Source organism: Peribacillus sp. ACCC06369 (genome assembly GCF_030348945.1).
Lineage (GTDB): Bacteria > Bacillota > Bacilli > Bacillales > DSM-1321 > Peribacillus.
Genome location: NZ_JAUCEN010000002.1, coordinates 1,524,514 through 1,542,151, shown reverse-complemented (window position 1 = coordinate 1,542,151; position 17,638 = coordinate 1,524,514). Strand labels below are relative to the sequence as shown.

At 39.4% G+C, this 17,638-nt stretch carries 16 protein-coding genes; 5 read left to right on the top strand and 11 right to left on the bottom strand.

What is annotated here, in order from left to right:
* Positions 1 to 31: 31 nt before the first annotated feature.
* The 5 genes from ctaF to cyoE all read right to left on the bottom strand — a co-directional run bounded on the left by ctaF (position 32) and on the right by cyoE (position 5,177).
* Complete coding sequence (gene ctaF / locus QUF78_RS08395; protein ID WP_289317257.1) at positions 32 to 367, bottom strand: cytochrome c oxidase subunit IVB; 336 nt, start codon at positions 365 to 367, stop codon at positions 32 to 34.
* 3 nt (positions 368 to 370) lie between these two features.
* Positions 371 to 1,000: a cytochrome (ubi)quinol oxidase subunit III gene (locus tag QUF78_RS08390; protein WP_289317258.1), complete on the bottom strand. Its 630-nt coding sequence runs from the start codon at positions 998 to 1,000 to the stop codon at positions 371 to 373.
* A complete protein-coding gene (gene ctaD, locus QUF78_RS08385; RefSeq protein ID WP_289324305.1) occupies positions 1,000 to 2,871 on the bottom strand; it encodes a cytochrome c oxidase subunit I in 1,872 nt (623 codons plus the stop codon). Before ctaD ends, QUF78_RS08390 begins: the two co-directional genes overlap by 1 nt.
* A 24-nt stretch (positions 2,872 to 2,895) precedes the next feature.
* Positions 2,896 to 3,978 carry a cytochrome c oxidase subunit II gene (gene coxB / locus QUF78_RS08380; RefSeq protein ID WP_289324304.1) on the bottom strand — a complete coding sequence of 361 codons (1,083 nt, stop codon included), beginning with the start codon at positions 3,976 to 3,978 and terminating at the stop codon, positions 2,896 to 2,898.
* A 260-nt stretch (positions 3,979 to 4,238) separates the two neighbouring features.
* Positions 4,239 to 5,177 (bottom strand): heme o synthase, encoded by a 939-nt coding sequence (cyoE, locus tag QUF78_RS08375; RefSeq protein WP_289324303.1) that lies wholly within the window; start codon positions 5,175 to 5,177, stop codon positions 4,239 to 4,241.
* 607 nt (positions 5,178 to 5,784) lie between these two features.
* On the opposite strand from cyoE, the gene QUF78_RS08370 reads away from it, so the two are divergent.
* Entirely contained in the window at positions 5,785 to 6,771 is a 987-nt protein-coding gene (locus QUF78_RS08370) for a COX15/CtaA family protein (protein WP_289324302.1), read from the top strand.
* A gap of 191 nt (positions 6,772 to 6,962) precedes the next feature.
* Here the strand turns inward: QUF78_RS08370 and pyc are convergent, their stop codons facing one another.
* Together pyc and QUF78_RS08360 are read right to left on the bottom strand one after the other, a co-directional pair.
* The gene (gene pyc, locus QUF78_RS08365) at positions 6,963 to 10,400 is read right to left on the bottom strand and encodes a pyruvate carboxylase (RefSeq protein WP_289324301.1); all 3,438 of its coding nucleotides are present in this window, start codon (positions 10,398 to 10,400) and stop codon (positions 6,963 to 6,965) included.
* A 604-nt stretch (positions 10,401 to 11,004) separates the two neighbouring features.
* Positions 11,005 to 11,286: an Fpa/YlaN family protein gene (locus QUF78_RS08360; RefSeq protein ID WP_034313996.1), complete on the bottom strand. Its 282-nt coding sequence runs from the start codon at positions 11,284 to 11,286 to the stop codon at positions 11,005 to 11,007.
* Between the two features lie 220 nt (positions 11,287 to 11,506).
* Between QUF78_RS08360 and QUF78_RS08355 the strand changes: the two genes are divergently transcribed.
* Positions 11,507 to 12,010, top strand: a complete 504-nt coding sequence (locus tag QUF78_RS08355; protein ID WP_289324300.1) for a peptidyl-prolyl cis-trans isomerase — start codon at positions 11,507 to 11,509, stop codon at positions 12,008 to 12,010.
* A gap of 56 nt (positions 12,011 to 12,066) precedes the next feature.
* Here the strand turns inward: QUF78_RS08355 and QUF78_RS08350 are convergent, their stop codons facing one another.
* A complete protein-coding gene (locus QUF78_RS08350) occupies positions 12,067 to 13,398 on the bottom strand; it encodes a PhoH family protein (RefSeq protein WP_289324299.1) in 1,332 nt (443 codons plus the stop codon).
* Between the two features lie 266 nt (positions 13,399 to 13,664).
* On the opposite strand from QUF78_RS08350, the gene QUF78_RS08345 reads away from it, so the two are divergent.
* The 3 genes from QUF78_RS08345 (at position 13,665) to QUF78_RS08335 (ending at position 15,040) form a co-directional block, all read left to right on the top strand.
* Positions 13,665 to 14,264 carry a YhcN/YlaJ family sporulation lipoprotein gene (locus tag QUF78_RS08345; RefSeq protein WP_289324298.1) on the top strand — a complete coding sequence of 200 codons (600 nt, stop codon included), beginning with the start codon at positions 13,665 to 13,667 and terminating at the stop codon, positions 14,262 to 14,264.
* Positions 14,265 to 14,424: 160 nt separating this feature from the next.
* Positions 14,425 to 14,625 carry a YlaI family protein gene (locus QUF78_RS08340; RefSeq protein ID WP_072272690.1) on the top strand — a complete coding sequence of 67 codons (201 nt, stop codon included), beginning with the start codon at positions 14,425 to 14,427 and terminating at the stop codon, positions 14,623 to 14,625.
* Positions 14,615 to 15,040 carry a hypothetical protein gene (locus QUF78_RS08335; protein ID WP_289324297.1) on the top strand — a complete coding sequence of 142 codons (426 nt, stop codon included), beginning with the start codon at positions 14,615 to 14,617 and terminating at the stop codon, positions 15,038 to 15,040. Before QUF78_RS08340 ends, QUF78_RS08335 begins: the two co-directional genes overlap by 11 nt.
* Positions 15,041 to 15,077: 37 nt before the next feature.
* Here QUF78_RS08335 and QUF78_RS08330 read toward each other — a convergent pair whose 3' ends face one another.
* From QUF78_RS08330 to typA, 3 genes are read right to left on the bottom strand one after another with little or no spacing between them, the layout of a single operon-like run.
* Positions 15,078 to 15,362, bottom strand: coding sequence for a hypothetical protein (locus tag QUF78_RS08330; RefSeq protein ID WP_289317268.1), 285 nt, complete (start codon positions 15,360 to 15,362; stop codon positions 15,078 to 15,080).
* 4 nt (positions 15,363 to 15,366) lie between these two features.
* Positions 15,367 to 15,675: a YlaH-like family protein gene (locus tag QUF78_RS08325; RefSeq protein WP_289317269.1), complete on the bottom strand. Its 309-nt coding sequence runs from the start codon at positions 15,673 to 15,675 to the stop codon at positions 15,367 to 15,369.
* A 22-nt stretch (positions 15,676 to 15,697) separates the two neighbouring features.
* Positions 15,698 to 17,545 carry a translational GTPase TypA gene (typA, locus tag QUF78_RS08320; protein ID WP_289324296.1) on the bottom strand — a complete coding sequence of 616 codons (1,848 nt, stop codon included), beginning with the start codon at positions 17,543 to 17,545 and terminating at the stop codon, positions 15,698 to 15,700.
* Between the last annotated feature and the right edge of the window lie 93 nt (positions 17,546 to 17,638).

Here is a 17,638-nt window from a genome sequence, read left to right as displayed (position 1 = left end):
CTATCATTCAATAGCCGATTTTCTTTATGGTTTATAACCAAACGATCGTTGTGAAAACAAGGACAGTTATTAAGCCGACTGCAAGGCCAGAAAATAAAAACAATGCAATGGTACCATGCCCTTTGTGCTTCATATGCATAAAATAATACAATTGGAAAATTACTTGTATAACAGCCAGTAGCAAAATGACTGGTTTAATGAACCAATGTGAAAACCCTTCAATTCCTACTGCAGCAAAAGCAAGCAATGTAAAGAAAATCATAAGCGTAAATGTTATCACTTGATGTTTCATCTCTTCAGCATTCTTCTTGCGGCGATATTTTAAATCGACATTCGGGTTCGCTGAATTTGATTGTTCATTCGCCATCAGTTATCCCACCATTCCCATTAAGTATACGACTGTAAAGATAAACACCCAGACTACGTCAATGAAATGCCAATAAAGACTCGCGACATAAAATTTAGGAGCGTTATATAAATTCAAGCCCCTTCTTGCATTACGAACCATAAGCGATATGATCCAAACCAAACCGAAAGCAACGTGCCCTCCGTGAAAACCAACTAAGGTATAAAATGCGGAGCCGAAGGCACTACTCGTAAATGTATGGTGGAATTCATGAACATAGTGATTAAATTCATAAATCTCGAGACCTAGAAAAGCAAAACCAAGTGCCACCGTAATCACAAGCCAAGCCTGCATTTGTTTAAAGTGGTTATTTTTCATATGATACATTGCATACACACTAGTCAATGAACTGGTCAATAACAGCATGGTTGCTACAAAAGTAAGTGGTAATTCGAATAAATCTTTTGCCAGGGCTGCATCACCATTTGGAACCTTATCCTTCAATGCAAGGTATGTTGCAAATAGTGAGGCGAATAATACCGTCTCTCCACCAAGAAACAACCAGAATCCCAAATACTTATTTTTACCTTCTAAAGTCGCTTTCTCGGGAGAAGCAGGCCAAGTGGCATCCGTGAATCTTTCATCTGATTGCATTATGCCTTACCTCCCTTGTCTTTATCGTCCATAAGGTCTTCTTTATGAATATGGAATCCATGATCGTCTTTGACGGAACGGATAAACATTGAACCAAACGTTATCAAAAGTCCAACAATTATTATAGGCAGGGTCCATGTCTTATCATCCATATTATATAAAGCACCGAATGCGGCTACAAATAAACCGAGAGCAATCGTTAAAGGAAGTATAGATGAATTTGGCATATGGATATCCCCTAGTGGTTCTGCAGGAGTCATTTCCGTTTTCCCTTCCATTTTTTCAACCCAGTAAGGATCTAATCCACGGACAAGCGGAAGTTGTTTGAAATTATAAAACGGCGGTGGTGATGGAATGGCCCATTCCAGCGTACGTCCATCTCCCCATGGATCATTGCCGACTTTTTCATTTTTCACGGATGTAATGATTATATTGATGACCATAACCAAGACCCCAAATGCCATTAAGAAGGCTCCAACTGTACTAATCATATTACCTGTATTGAGTCCTTGATCGTCCAAGAATGTAAATACGCGACGAGGCATCCCCATTAACCCTAAGAAATGTTGAATGAAAAATGTTAAATGGAAACCAATAAGGAACGTCCAAAATGTGATTTGTCCCAATTTTTCACTTAACATAGTTCCAAACATCTTCGGCCAATAGAAATTGATTCCAGCCAGTAAACCTAATACAACCCCACCGACAATTACATAGTGGAAATGGGCAACAACGAAATAACTATCATGGTATTGATAATCAGCAGGTGCTGATGCGAGCATGATACCTGTTACGCCCCCCATGGTAAATGTAGGTATAAAGGCAACTGCATAAAGCATCGGAACCGTGAACTTGACGCTTCCTCCCCACATCGTAAAAATCCAGTTGAATATCTTAATACCTGTTGGTACTGCGATTGCCATGGTAGCCACAGCAAAGATTGCATTTGCGATTGGACCCAGGCCAGTGGTAAACATATGATGGGCCCAAACCATGAAACCCAAGAACCCGATTAAAACGGTTGCAAATACCATCGATGAATAACCAAATAATCTTTTTCTGGAAAATGTAGCGAAAATTTCCGAAAAAATACCGAATGCAGGAAGAATCAGGATATAAACTTCCGGGTGACCGAATATCCAGAATAAATGCTCCCAAATAATCGTATTCCCCCCAGCTGCTACATCAAAGAAATTCGAGCCAAACATCCGATCGAACATCATTAACACCAATCCCACGGTAAGCGGAGGAAAAGCGAATAATATCAATGCGGAAACAACGAAAGTTGACCATGTAAACAGCGGCATACGCATATAAGTCATTCCAGGCGTACGCATATTAATAATCGTTACAAGGAAATTGATCCCTGCAATTAATGTTCCCAAACCTGATATCTGTAGTCCGAGGACGTAAAAATCAATGCCATGGCCTTCGGAGTGAAGGGAAAGTGATGCATATGATGTCCAGCCTGCATCGGGAGCCCCCCCTAAAAACCATGAAAGATTCAAAAAGATTCCTCCAAAGAAAAATAACCAAAAACCTAACGAGTTCAAAAATGGGAACGCAACATCACGAGCCCCTATCTGTAAGGGTACAACAGCATTCATTACAGCAAATACTAATGGCATGGCGGCCAGAAATATCATTGTCGTACCGTGCATGGTCAAAATTTCATTATAAAATCCGGCACTTACGAAGTCATTATTTGGGATTGCAAGCTGGATACGGATAAACATCGCTTCCAAACCGCCGATTACAAAGAATAACCCGCCAGAGATAAGATATAAAATGGCGATTTTCTTATGGTCTACCGTCGTCAGATAATCCCAAATCGTAGCGCCAAATCCTTTTTTATTAGCGTACGTACTCACGATTTAACCTCCTTAATCAATGTTCTATTTTTCTTCCACCTTAAGCTCTAAAAGATAAGCTGCCAGTGCATTAATATCTGAATCTGAAAGTTCTCCGTAAGTACCGGTCATCGTGTTACCCGGTTTATACTTCTCAGGATCCTTGATCCAATTTTTCACATTTTCTTCCGTATGTTCCAAAACGCCAGCTATTTTTTGACGTTCACCGAATGTAGCCAGATTCGGTGCCTGACGAGCAGCCTCAGGCCTGCTGTCATTTGGTGTCACCGCATGACAACCTATACAACTTTGATTAAAGACATCTTCACCCTGTTTGGCTAGATCACCTTCCACGACAGGTTCTTTCGCCGCTTTCATATCTTTAGTCCAAGCTTCAAAGTCGCTTTTAGACTTCGTTACGACCTTAAAATCCATCAAGGCATGGGAAGGACCGCAAAGTTCAGCACATTTCCCGTAGAATAAGTTGTTCGAATCTTCCGCCTTTTCACTGTCGAATTCTAAGAAAAACTGATTGACCCCTTCTGTATTTGTATCCATCTTTCCACCGGCAGACGGTATCCAGAATGAATGCTTAACATCTGAAGCAGTTAGATTGAAATACACTTTTTGATCGGTCGGCACAACCAAATCCTGACTTGTGACAACGCCAAGGTCCGGATATTCAAACTCCCACCAATAAAGGTTCGCCCTAACATTCACGACAAGTGCATCCTTCGTTTTTCCATCCTTATCTTTCTTATCCATTGCCTTTGTGTCAGCTAAGTCGAAAGTCGTGACGACGGTTGGAACAGCCAGAACAATTAAAAGAAGGATAGGAATAACAGTCCAGATAATTTCGAGTTTATGACTTCCTTCAATTTGTTTCGGTATTGTTTCGTCGCCTTTCTTCCGACGGAAGCGTAGTAAAACTACAACGAACAAAATAATCACAACAATAATAACCAGTACCATGATCAGTGTACTCAATATCAGTAAGTCATACTGAGATTGCGCAACATCGCCAGCTGGCTTCAGCGCGGATAGAAATGGTTCGCCGCAGCCCGAAAGGACAAGTCCTACAATACCCAGCAGAGCAATTAGGCGCCATTTGTGCAGCCTTTTTTTCATAGCTTCAGAAACCCCTCTTTCGTCAAAATTTTCTCACAAAAATAAAAATGGGCGCAATTGCGAATATTCTCTCTATGTCAATTTCTAAAAAGAAAGAATCCCTAATCTAAGGAATTATTAAGATGATTCATGTAACCGCTCTTATGAATGACCCTGTTGAGGAGTTTTCCGTTAATATGTATGAATGGCGGTCAGTGCATTATTTATTTGTAAGCTGGAGCCTGTAAAACGAACAGGCCGCCAGCTTATATTAACCAAAACTAGATGAGTGTGACAATAACCATCGCTACAAATAAAATGGTCATATAATTTAAAGAATATACAAACATGGATGTTGCCCATTTAACATCATCTTTCTTTTTATACCCATTTATTCCTAAAATAAGCCAACCTGTGCTCAATAATGCAGCAAGAATAACCAGCGGAGTTCCTAATGGAGTTAAAAAGAAAGGAACGAACATTAAACAGACGATCCATAACATAATCGATCTTTTTGCAGCCTTGAACCCTTTTACAACCGGAAGCATGGGTACACCCGCTGCACGATATTCTTCGACACGCCTCATTGCAAGTGCATAAAAATGAGGAGGCTGCCATAAGAACATGATCGCGAACAGGACCCAAGCAATCTTATCTAGGCCCGGGTCGACGGCAGCCCACCCGATAAGTGGAGGTACCGCTCCGGATATACTGCCTATAATCGTATTCGAGACAAATCTCCGTTTAAAAACCATGGTATATAAAACAACATAGGCGAAGACGCCAAATGCACCAAGTATGGCCGTTGTCATATTAGTCAACGCAAGTAAAATCAGCCCTGCAGCAATTAAGCCAAAACTTAACGCCAATACCTTTGAAGGCTGTACTTTCCCAGTTACCGTTGGACGATTTTTCGTTCTTTCCATTAAATGATCGATGTCACGATCATAATAATTATTGAAACTGCAAGATCCCGCCATGATGAGCGCCGAACCTGCAAGTGTATAAAACACTACATCAAGATTACTTAAGAAGCTAAGCCCCGAAAAATGAAGGGCTAACCATACGCCGGTAAAAGCTGTAATTATATTTGAATTGACAATCCCCACTTTTATAAGTGCGAGAAAATCCTTCCAAGCTGTTGTTTCCGGTATATCTGATTGAAGGGCGGCTTTACTGTCCTTCATGACAGCTTCTGACAAACCCCTTGTTTCTGACATTTGTTTTCCTCCTTTAAATCATTCAGCACAGACGCAAATGCAGAAAAAATACTTACAAATGCTATAGAACATTATTTCATACTTTTTGATATTTGTAACCAAGGAAGCGTAAACAAAAAGTAAATTATTTACCAATGACCGTGGCCAATGGAATCCATAAAGAGCTATCATTCTTAATATCATGCTTAATAACAGTAAAATTTAGTAAAATCATTTCTTCAATATATTAAAACACATTTTTGGAAGCTTTTGTGAAAATTTTTCGGATATTTTTGACCAATTTGTGTCTCAAAAATTTCACTGCAGTTGTAAGATGGATGTCCATCAAGAACATGAATAGTAAGCTTTTATCATCATCCCCCAGGCTCTATCTCTATTTTGCTCCTACTTGAAGGTTTACACTCCCTTTATTTCTATCAAAGTCTCTTGTAACTTTCAACTATTTCAGGCATTTTAATTAATAGCTATAATATTAACTGAACTTGTAAAATCATTCTATTTTGTGTAATATCGAGGAAGTTCGACAAATATTTATGAAAAATCCTATGCTATTATTAATTTTATGGAACAACCCTAATTTGCTACAGAGAAAAAGGTGGGACTACTAGTGAAATCGTCTCTTAAATGGTTTGCTGTTTTAACTACGATTGTAATGCTTTTCATCTTACTGGGTGGAGCTTTAGTCACGAAGACGGATTCCGGCATGGGATGCGGAAGGTCCTGGCCATTATGCAACGGCCAATTGATTCCGGACAAAATCACGTTTGAATTGGTCATTGAGCTTTCCCATCGACTCGTTTCAGGTGCTGGAGGATTCTTGGTTTTAATTTTATCGTATTTGTCTTGGCGAAAAATCGGCCATATCCGTGAAGCACGTTTCTTATCCGTCCTTTCTTTTGGTTTTCTGTTACTACAGGGGTTGATTGGAGCCGCTGCCGTTCTTTGGTCACAATCTGATTTCGTCCTGGCCCTTCATTTTGGGATATCACTCATTTCCTTTGCTTCCGTCTTTTTACTGACACTATTGATTTTTGAAGTCGACAAGAAGTTCGAAGCCGAGAAACTCATAGTTGACAAACGAATGAAATTCCATATTATTGGCGTATTGATTTTTTGTCTGGTAGTCGTATATACGGGTGCTCTTGTAAGGCATACAGAATCCAGTCTAATCTGTAAGGATTGGCCTTTATGTGTAAATGATAGCCTTGCGCTTCCCTCCAACCTTTATGAATGGGTGCAGATGGGGCACCGTGCAATGGCTGGCGCTATTTTCATTTGGGTATCATACGTTGCTTATATTGCAAAAAAATATTACAAGAATCAAAAAGTGTTATATGGCGGTTGGATTGCTGCATTCATTCTCGTTTTTTTACAGGTTATCGCTGGAGCCTTTATAATTTTCTCTAGGCAGAACTTGTATATCGCATTGGCACACGCTTTATTCATTGCCTGCTTTTTTGGTGTACTGAGTTATTTGATGCTACTGACATCAAGAAGTAAAAAAAATGCCCTAGCCAAGCAAAAAGGGAACTCTGCCCACACAGTCAAAGGACAGGATGAACATGATATAACACCAACGATACCCGCCCGTTAATGTCTGATTGTTCAAGCAAATAAGATAATAAGGTAAAACAAAAACCACCATTCTGGAGAATGGTGGTTTTTGTTTTACCTTAAGGAGAAATTCAATGAACGTACATCGCCTAAAAGAGGCTACAGGGCAGCTTGAAACCTCAAGCATACCCAACATACCCCAAATCGTTCACAAGGCCACAGTCAGCGATATTACTTAGTTATTTCAATCAATAAATCACCAGTACTGATCGCTTCTCCATCATTTACATAGATGTCTTTAATGGTCCCGGAGAATGGCGCTTGTACGGTAGTTTCCATTTTCATCGCTTCCGTTATGATCAGGTGATCACCCTGTTTGACCTGATCGCCTTTCTCGACGACTACACGAATAACGGTACCTGGCATTGTCGCACCGATTTGTTCTTTATTTTTAGGATCAGCTTTCATTTTTGATATAACGGAAGATTTAATGTTTTCATCCTTGATGATCACTTCACGTGATTGACCATTCAACTCAAAATACACAACCCGTGTTCCATCAGCCAAAGGTTGGCCGATTGAAACTAGTTTAACGATGAGCGTTTTTCCCTTTTCAATTTCAACTTCGATTTCTTCACCTAGCCTCATGCCATATAAGAAAGTCGCGGTATCAAGGTTGGAAACATCTCCAAACAGCTCAATTGTTTTATTGTAATCCAAGAATACTTTTGGATATAGGGCATATGCAAGCACATCGAAATCAGTGACAGGCCGTCCCAATTCCTTGAATAATTCTTCTTTAAGAGCAGCAAAGTCCACTTCTTCCAATAATTCACCCGGTCTTACCGTTATAGGTTTTTTCCCTTTCAGAATAACTTCCTGAAGCTCTTTCGGGAATCCACCAACTGGCTGACCCAGATAGCCTTCGAATAACTCTATGACTGAATCAGGAAAATCGATGGTTTTTCCTTTTGTCAGGACATCTTCTTCAGACAGGTTATTTTGCACCATGAATAAAGCCATGTCCCCAACGACTTTGGATGAAGGCGTCACTTTTACGATATCACCGAACATCGCATTGACGCGCTGGTACATTTCTTTCACTTCATGCCAGCGGTCTCCCAGCCCCACAGCTTTAGCTTGCTGCTGTAGATTACTATATTGACCGCCAGGCATCTCGTGTTTGTAAACTTCGGTATGAGGAGCGTTCATGCCACTTTCGAAGTCATGATAGAATTTCCTGACCTCTCCCCAGTATTCTCCTAAACGCTCTAGTGAATCGACTTCCAATTTAGGTTGTCTGCTTGACCCCTCCAGTGCATAATGAAGTGTTTGTACACTTGGCTGTGAAGTCAGGCCAGCTAAAGACCCAATCGCCGTATCAACGATATCCACACCAGCTTCAATCGCTTTTGAATACATGTAAATCCCATTTCCACTTGTATCATGAGTATGGAGATGGATCGGAAGGGACGTCGTTGCTTTCAGTTCTGACACAAGACGGTAAGCAGCATCCGGTTTCAAGAGGCCAGCCATATCCTTGATCGCTAAAATATGGGCACCGGCATGTTCTAATTCCACCGCCATTTTTTTATAGTATTCGATATTATATTTGCTGCGTGACGGATCATTCAAATCCCCGGTATAACAAATGGCCGCTTCCGCAATTTTCCCGGATTGACGGACTGAATCTATAGCCACTTCCATCCCTTTAACCCAGTTTAAACTATCGAAGATCCGGAAAACATCAATGCCGGCATCCGCTGATTTTTCTACGAATTCACGAATGACATTATCAGGGTAATTTTTATAACCAACTGCATTTGAAGCCCTTAATAGCATTTGTAAAAGGACATTCGGTGCTTTTTTCCTGAAACTTAACAGCCTGTCCCATGGATCTTCTTTCAAGAAACGATAAGCCACATCGAAAGTTGCCCCGCCCCACATTTCCATTGAAAATAAATCAGGAAGGAGTTTTGCTGTAGGTTCAGCGATATCAAGGATATCTTTCGATCTAATTCTCGTCGCAAGTAAAGATTGATGTGCATCACGGAAAGTCGTATCTGTGATCAATACTTCTTTCTGTTCTTTAATCCAATTGACCAGTCCTTCTGCACCTTGCTGTTCAAGTATATTTTTTGTACCCGAAATAAGCGGCAGGCCACCAACATTAGGAATTGGAGCTGGATCGAAAACAGGTTTTTTCTTTTTCTCGACTCCCGGGAAACCATTCACGGTTACATTTCCGATATATGAAAGCATTTTTGTCCCACGGTCTTTTCTGATTGGGAAGCTAAATAATTCCGGTGTTGAATCAATGAATGATGTATCGTATTCCCCATTTATGAAATTCTCATGTTTAACAACATTTTCAAGGAAGGGGATATTTGTTTTAATTCCTCGAATCCTGAATTCCTTAAGGTTACGAACCATTTTAGAAGCTGCCTGCTCAAATGAAAGAGCATGAGTAGAAAGTTTAACGAGAAGGGAATCATAATACGGTGTGATAACCGCACCTTGGAACCCATTCCCAGCGTCCAGACGGACACCAAATCCTCCACCGGAACGGTATACCATCATTTTCCCGGTATCAGGCATGAAATTATTCAATGGGTCCTCAGTCGTCACCCGTGATTGAATCGCATATCCATGCGTCTTAATTCCTGCTTGTTCGGGAATCCCGATTTTTTTGCCATGTAGCTCATGCCCTTCGGCTATCATGATTTGAGATTGAACGATATCAATGCCTGTAATCATTTCAGTAATGGTATGCTCAACCTGCACCCGTGGATTGACTTCAATAAAGTAAAATTCTCCATTTGCCACCAGGAACTCGACCGTTCCAGCATTTACATAATCAATATTTTTCGCCAACTTGACTGCTGCCTCACAAATTCTTTCCCTTAAATCTTCTGAAAGGGAAACGGAAGGTGCCACTTCCACAACTTTTTGATGCCGTCTCTGAACGGAACAGTCACGTTCGTATAGATGGACGATATTCCCATGAGTATCAGCCAATATCTGAACTTCGATATGCTTTGGATTTTGTATGAATCTCTCCACATAGACTTCATCATTGCCAAAAGCCGCTTTAGCTTCTGATTTTGCGCGATCATAAGCCTCTTCAACTTCTTCGGTTTTTCCGACAATTCGCATTCCACGGCCGCCGCCGCCTAAAGATGCTTTTATAATAATTGGAAAACCGTATTTTTCACCAAATTCCCTGACTTCTTCAACACTGGTCACCGGTCCCTCGCTACCAGGGATGACCGGGATATTAGCTAGTTCAGCTTGGGTTCTAGCTTTCACTTTGTCACCAAACATATCTAGGTGTCTGGATTCTGGTCCGATGAAGATGATTCCTTCTTCCTCACAACGTTTCGCAAAATCAATATTTTCAGAAAGGAAACCATAACCGGGATGAATCGCATCGACTCCGCTCATTTTGGCAATCGCTATTATGCCTTCAATATCCAGGTATGCATCAATCGGTTTTTTGCCTTCCCCGACCAAATATGCCTCATCCGCTTTATATCGGTGATAAGAACCATAATCTTCCTTTGAATAGATTGCAACTGTATGAATATCTAATTCCGTGCATGCCCGAAAAATCCGTATCGCTATTTCTCCACGATTTGCCGCAAGTACTTTTTCTATACGTTTCCCCATTGCTACCACCCTAATCAATATGTATTTTTATTGAATATATAGAAAAAAAGCGTGATAGATTCACCACTTTTTATTCATAAGTTTATTTCCCCAGAATAAGGAGACCGACCTGATAAGGCTCTTTTTATTGCTGATGTAATTATTTCGATATATTTTCATGTTTTCGTTTTTTACCTACCATAAATACAAAAAAAGAATCCTTACCATTAGCAAAAGAAAATTTAGTTATTATAATATATTATCAAAAAGTAAACAGTTGGATTTAACATACATTTAATATAACCATAATACTAAAATAAACTGAATACAATAAAAAAATAAAAAATTAAGTATATTCCCATGTAAAAACAAGGAATTCGCACTTTTTTCCGCCTAACGAATCCAATGTTAATTCAGCAAGGCATATTTCCCACCAGTCCTTAAAATGCTAGATTTGAAGGGATTTTCCATTGAAAATTCGAAAATAAAAAAACTCCATTGAGCTTCTGCATGTTCAATTAGTATGTCACATTCGAATATAGTATAACACTATCGAAAAATGATTTATATAAATAAAAAACTCAAACAATCATCGAGATTTGTTTGAGTTAGTATGTTTTATTTATTATTTTTTTAATGATGCTTCATGCAAAACTGACAATTCCTGTTCAAGGGTTTCCAAAAGGGATTTGCCCTCGGTTTCCTCTACCAAGCCCAAGCGTACGGCAAAATCAATTTCTCGTGATAGGCCGAACATTTGTGTATCAAGTACCTCTTCATATAAAGGACATTGAGGCATAGTGAGATTTTCCATTTGAACTTTTATCAGTTTTAGAATCTTGTCAGCATCTGCTTTTAATAAAGCATAAGCTTTTTCTCGATGATTGACAAGCATATCAGATGCCATGTTAAATCCCCCCGCTCAGAGCGATTAAATCTTATCTTTAAATTCTACCTTTTGTTTTGTGAAAAAGCAAGGACATTGACAAACAATTTGCCCTTGAGATAACACAATCACCTCTCTACTGATTATACCAGCCATTAAAATTGTTCACCTTCTTGAAGATGTGACATTTCAATTATAATTGATTATAATTATTAAAGAGCAACAGAAAGGAATGAGATATTTGGAACCCATCGTATTTATTAACGGAAAAGTGAAATATCCAATTACACTAGATCCTGGAGTATGGATTTTTGATGACCGTAAAGTTGAAATCGATACATATTTCCACGCTGAAAGAGTCCAAGTCAATGAATTAGAAGAATATACGATTGCCGCCTCCAAACATTGGCAAAAAGAAATACAGGAAGGCGCAACCATGCCACCCACATTAAAAACGGAACGAAAGTTCGAGAAGCAAAGATTGCTCGAAGGGACTTTCGGCATTCCTTTTGAACCTTTTTTAAGAAATGCCGAACCTGAAAGCGGGGTAACGGAAGTGATCGTCACAACCGATGATAAGGAACTTACATTCCCGTTGGAAGCGGCACTTGAATTTTTCCTGGGCTTTTCCAAGGATGGAAAGCCGCTTAAAGTATCCGAGGGCGGCCCCATGGAAATTTACTTCGGTGATGCTTCCAACATCAATGATCCGATAAAAAATGTAAGGTCTTTCACTGTTAAATAAGACTTAGTCCATAGAACTTTATAACAATCGGCAAGGGTCATCCCTTGCCGATTGTATTATAAAAGCGTAGCAGCGAGTTGGGCCAATCCAGATCTTTCCCCTTTTATCAACTTAACATGGCCGGCAATACGCTCGGTCTTGAATTTTTCCACCACATAGGTCAAGCCATTATTATATTCATCTAAATAAGGATGATCTATTTGCTCCGGATCTCCCATTAATACAATTTTGCTCCGCTCCCCGACTCTCGTCAATATGGTCTTAACCTCATGTTTTGTTAAATTTTGCGCTTCATCGATGATTATGAACTGATCTGGGATGCTCCTTCCCCTGATATAGGTCAGGGCTTCCACTTCGATCGAACTCATGCCTGCTAAGATGGCATCCAATTCCCCAGGTTTTTTCGTATTGAACAAAAATTGGAGATTATCAAATATAGGCTGCATCCATGGTCTTAATTTTTCTTCTTTTTCCCCTGGCAGATAACCAATATCTTTACCAACCGGCACAATGGGCCTGGCAACCAGAAGTTTCTTATATTGTGACAAATCTTCAGTTTGCATTAATCCTGTTGCCAAAGCCAATAAAGTCTTACCTGTCCCTGCCTTACCAATAAGTGTCACAAGCTGAATATCCGAACGAAGCAACAAATCAAGTGCCATCGTCTGCTGGACGTTTCTCGGTTTAATTCCCCAAATATGTTCCCCTTCGTACATCAATTTCTTAACGAACCTGCAGTTCTCATCCACAATCCCAATCGCAGAAGCTGAACTGCCCAGCGTGTCCTTCATCAACAGGAATTGATTTGGATAATATGAGTCTTTTGTCAGTTCTTCAAGTCCCAAAAAACTTTTTTCGTAAAACTTATTAAGATTATCAATCGATACAAACACTTCTTTATGCCCAGCGTATATATGATCCATTTCTACGACACGATCATTTAAAAAGTCCTCTGCCTCAAGACCGATTGCATCAGCTTTAACCCTGACGAGTGTATCTTTACTAACCAAAATGACCGTTTTTCCATCTTCCTTCGTCTCTTCTTCCAAAGATAAATTTTTTGCGACTGCCAATATCCTGTTATCGTTCGTTTTCTCCACAAAAATTTCCTGAAGCTTATGAAATGAACGGTGATTAAGTTCAATCCGTAAGCTGCCTCCATTATGAAGCGGAATGCTTTGATGAAGCTTCCCTTTTTCCCGAAAGTTGTCGATCAATTTCGATACTTGCCTGGCATTCCTTCCAATTTCATCCATATACCTTTTTTTCGAATCCAATTCTTCTAATACGACTGCCGGAATGACAACTTCATTATCTTCGAATGAATAAATCGAATACGGATCCTGCAACAGGACATTCGTATCTAAAACATAGATTTTTTTCCCCAATATGACGCCTCCTGCCTGCTCTTTAGGATATGCCTTACCATTTACTACACTCAGCAGTTATGTAGCGGACGAGACTGTTGATAAAATATATGTTCCTTTGCATAAAGATAGAAGAACATTTACAGACTATAAAGAAAACTTCCAGCTAAGAATGCTATACCCAACATGGAGTACACCATGATGCGCTGCATTTTATACTTATATGCATCAGACTTAGTCGGTGTGGACAGGCTGTAACTAATGAAAAACATTAAGGAGGTTGTACATTGCAAAAAATCGTTTTGTCAATCGCTGCTGTTCTATTGATGACAGGTTGCACAATGGATAATAATAATGAAGCGTCTGAAAATAATGGTAAGAACAATATAACGAAAGTCAATAACTCGACCATTAAGGAAGCAGACAGAACTACAGGTCAGCAAACAGCTTCAAGACTCACAGGTTTGGCTAATTCCATTCCGGAGGTTAACGATGCCACCGCAGTCGTACTTGGCAAATACGCCATAGTCGGAATAGATATTGACCAAGATATTGAGCGTTCACAGGTAGGAACAATTAAGTACTCAGTTGGAGAAACTTTAAAACACGATCCTAACGGTGCAAATGCCATCGTCGTCGCTGACCCGGATTTAAATGAACGGATCAGGGAGGTAGCCAAGGATATTAAAGACGGTAAACCTGTAACAGGGATACTGAATGAACTGGCTGACATCACAAGTCGAGTCATTCCTGAGGTACCTGGTGATATTTTAACCCCAACGCCATCAAAGACCATTGAAAGGGAAAAAAATAAACTTGATGATAAAACGGAAAGAAAAGAACTTGATGAAGAGCAAAATGATCAATCCAATCACTATAAAGAATGAATTTTTAGCAACCCGAAGTGAATCTTCGGGTTTTTCTCTATACCCGCCATGAACCCGATAGTGTTAACGTTCAATTGTTAGTTTCACTTTATCCTCGTTTTACCATAAAAATATTGGTATACTTAAAAGCATATTCAAATTGAAGTGAGGTTCAAATAATATGAAGGTTAAATGTGTAATATGCGATCAAATTGAATCGATCCCCGACGATAGCCCAGAAGCTAAGAAACTTCGCAACCGTCCTATACATACCTATATGTGCAATACATGTAATCAACGCATAGAAGAGCGTACGAACGAACGGATTGCAACCGGAAACTTCCGTCTTTACCGGACAATCAAAAATGAAGATGAATGGTAGAATATTTTATAAAGTTTCTCTGATTGGCCTCACCAATGGAATCATGCTTGGATTGACAATGAAGTGGGTCGAAATGTTTTCTGGTAAACAAGTGTACAAGCTTTTATTGAATGTGGATTTCCTTCCTGTAATCGGAGCTGTTTCTTGGAATGAGGCATCGTTGTTCTTTTTCCATCTTCTTTTCTCACTGGCAATTACGTTTAGTTACGTTTATATCCTTTATCCTTTGAAAATTTTCAGGGAATGGAACAAATATACACTTGCCTTTTTCACGATAATTCCTGCCATCATGCTTTACTTTCCATTATCGGCGCTGTCTAAAACAGAAGTTGTCCTTCCTTCTGATTTGACAGCTTTCTTTTTGTGGTCACTATTACACCTTTTTTACGGACTGTTCCTCCCTAAAGCAATATAAAAAGAACCGTGCGGATATCGCACGGTTCTTTTTATCATCACTCGATATTTTTATACTTATCAGGCTCAAGCTGAATTTGGTCTAACATGATATCAATCAATTCAATCGGAAAACGTTGTTTTTTCATTTCATCTCCCATTAGATACTCGACGAAATAAAAAGGTTCTGTTTTTGAAACCGAATCGATGATTACCTGATGATCATCTTTCAACATCTGCATGAAAAACATTTCTGTATCGCGTGCAGCTGTATCATCAGGCCTTGCATCACAGACAACTTTGATTGTCAACCAATTGTATAAAGCATCCTGTAATGATTTCATCATCTTAAGCCTGTTCTTCTTTTCTCGAATTGTGAAGACGGAATCTATAAATCCCAAGAACAAGTGAAGCGATGATTAATGCTTCCCCCATGGGAAGAAACACCGCAAAGAAAGAAAGAAGGGTACATCCAAGTGCCATTACCGCATAAATGACCACATTTTTTAGCAAAGGTAACTTTTTGGCAAAACCTAACTGATAGACAAGGATGCATAATCCAAAGATCGTCAAATATAAATACCACATTCCTGCTTCAGGATTTTCATCCACTCTGTACAATGCTGCAAAAAATGATAATCGCTCTTGGATATCCAATCTTTTCTCCTCCTCTTGCTATTTATTTTTCTTCAACAGCAACTTTTTTTCTTTTAGCTGCTCTTTCACGCTCGTTTTTATCAAGAATTTTTTTACGAAGACGGATTGATTCCGGAGTTACTTCACAGTACTCGTCATCGTTCAAATATTCCAGAGCTTCTTCAAGGGACATAATTCTTGGTTTTTTCATTGAAGAAGTTTGGTCTTTATTAGCTGAACGCATATTTGTCATTTGTTTCGCTTTTACGATATTAACAGTCAAATCGCTATCACGGTTATGTTCTCCGACAATCATACCTTCATAAATATCCGTACCTGGCTCAATGAAAATGACACCGCGGTCTTCTACTTGCATCGTACCATATTGTGTAGTTTTTCCAGATTCCATTGATACAAGTACACCTTGACGTCTTCCACCGACTTGACCTTGGGCCATTGGTTGGTAGCTGTCAAATGAGTGGTTCATGATACCATAACCACGTGTAATTGTTAAGAACTCAGTAGAATAACCAATAAGTCCACGAGCTGGGATCGTGAATAGTAAACGAACTTGACCACTTCCGCTATTAATCATATCTAACAATTCGCCTTTACGAGCTCCCATGGATTCCATGATAGAACCAGTGTGCTCTTCAGGTACATCAATTTGAACACGTTCAACTGGCTCACAACGCACTCCATCAATCAAACGTACGATAACTTCAGGTTTAGAAACTTGCAGTTCATAACCTTCACGTCTCATGTTTTCAATTAAGATAGAAAGGTGAAGCTCTCCACGACCTGAAACAACCCAGACATCTGGAGAATCTGTATTTTCAACTCTTAAGCTAACATCAGTTTGCAATTGGCTTTTCAAACGCTCTTCAATTTTACGAGCTGTTACGAATTTACCTTCACGGCCTGCGAATGGGCTGTTATTTACAAGGAAAGTCATTTGTAATGTTGGCTCATCGATACGTAGAATTGGAAGGGCATCAGGATGTTCAATAGGACAAACTGTTTCCCCAACGTTAATATCTTCCATACCAGAAACAGCAATTAAATCACCGGCAACAGCTTCTTGGATTTCAACTTTTTTCAAGCCAATATAACCAAAGATTTTCGTTACACGGAATTGCTTAACCGATCCATCAAGTTTCATTAATGAAACTTGTTGACCTACATGCATTTTCCCACGGAATACACGGCCAACACCAATACGACCTACATAATCATTGTAATCAAGTAAAGCCACTTGGAATTGAAGTGGTTCATCAGTGTTATCAATTGGTGCAGGGATCGTTTCAACGATTGTTTCGAATAATGGGGTCATGTCTTTTTCTTGTTTCGTAGGATCTGAATCCAAGCTTGCTGTACCAGCAATACCTGAAGTAAAGACAACAGGGAATTCTAATTGTTCTTCTTCAGCTCCAAGTTCGATGAATAAGTCAATTACTTCGTCCACAACTTCGTTTGGACGGGCAGAGTCTTTATCAATTTTATTCACGACAACGATTGGCGTGATTTTTTGTTCCAATGCTTTTTTCAACACGAAACGAGTTTGCGGCATACATCCTTCATATGCATCAACAACAAGTAAAACACCATCAACCATTTTCATGATCCGTTCTACTTCACCACCAAAGTCGGCATGACCAGGTGTATCCAAAATATTGATTCTTGTATCTTGGTATTGAACTGCTGTATTTTTCGCAAGAATCGTAATTCCGCGTTCTTTTTCAATAGCATTAGAATCCATCGCACGTTCTTCTACATGTTCATTTTCACGAAATGTACCAGATTGCTTAAGCAACTGATCCACTAAAGTTGTTTTACCATGGTCAACGTGGGCAATGATGGCTATATTACGAATATTTTCTCTTAATTTCAAAAAATTCACTCCTAAAAAAGTTTGTGTATAACGTATCACTAGTATTAACTTACATATTATATCACAAACATACTAGAAACAAATACAGAAATT

What these genes read in the sequence shown, in the direction of transcription:
- QUF78_RS08390 (WP_289317258.1), bottom strand. Translation starts at nt 1,000, where the DNA reads ATGCAATCAGATGAAAGATTCACGGATGCCACTTGGCCTGCTTCTCCC.
- coxB (WP_289324304.1), bottom strand. Translation starts at nt 3,978, where the DNA reads ATGAAAAAAAGGCTGCACAAATGGCGCCTAATTGCTCTGCTGGGTATT.
- ctaF (WP_289317257.1), bottom strand. Translation starts at nt 367, where the DNA reads ATGGCGAATGAACAATCAAATTCAGCGAACCCGAATGTCGATTTAAAA.
- pyc (WP_289324301.1), bottom strand. Translation starts at nt 10,400, where the DNA reads ATGGGGAAACGTATAGAAAAAGTACTTGCGGCAAATCGTGGAGAAATA.
- QUF78_RS08340 (WP_072272690.1), top strand. Translation starts at nt 14,425, where the DNA reads ATGAAGGTTAAATGTGTAATATGCGATCAAATTGAATCGATCCCCGAC.
- cyoE (WP_289324303.1), bottom strand. Translation starts at nt 5,177, where the DNA reads ATGTCAGAAACAAGGGGTTTGTCAGAAGCTGTCATGAAGGACAGTAAA.
- QUF78_RS08335 (WP_289324297.1), top strand. Translation starts at nt 14,615, where the DNA reads ATGAATGGTAGAATATTTTATAAAGTTTCTCTGATTGGCCTCACCAAT.
- QUF78_RS08360 (WP_034313996.1), bottom strand. Translation starts at nt 11,286, where the DNA reads ATGGCATCTGATATGCTTGTCAATCATCGAGAAAAAGCTTATGCTTTA.
- QUF78_RS08330 (WP_289317268.1), bottom strand. Translation starts at nt 15,362, where the DNA reads ATGAAATCATTACAGGATGCTTTATACAATTGGTTGACAATCAAAGTT.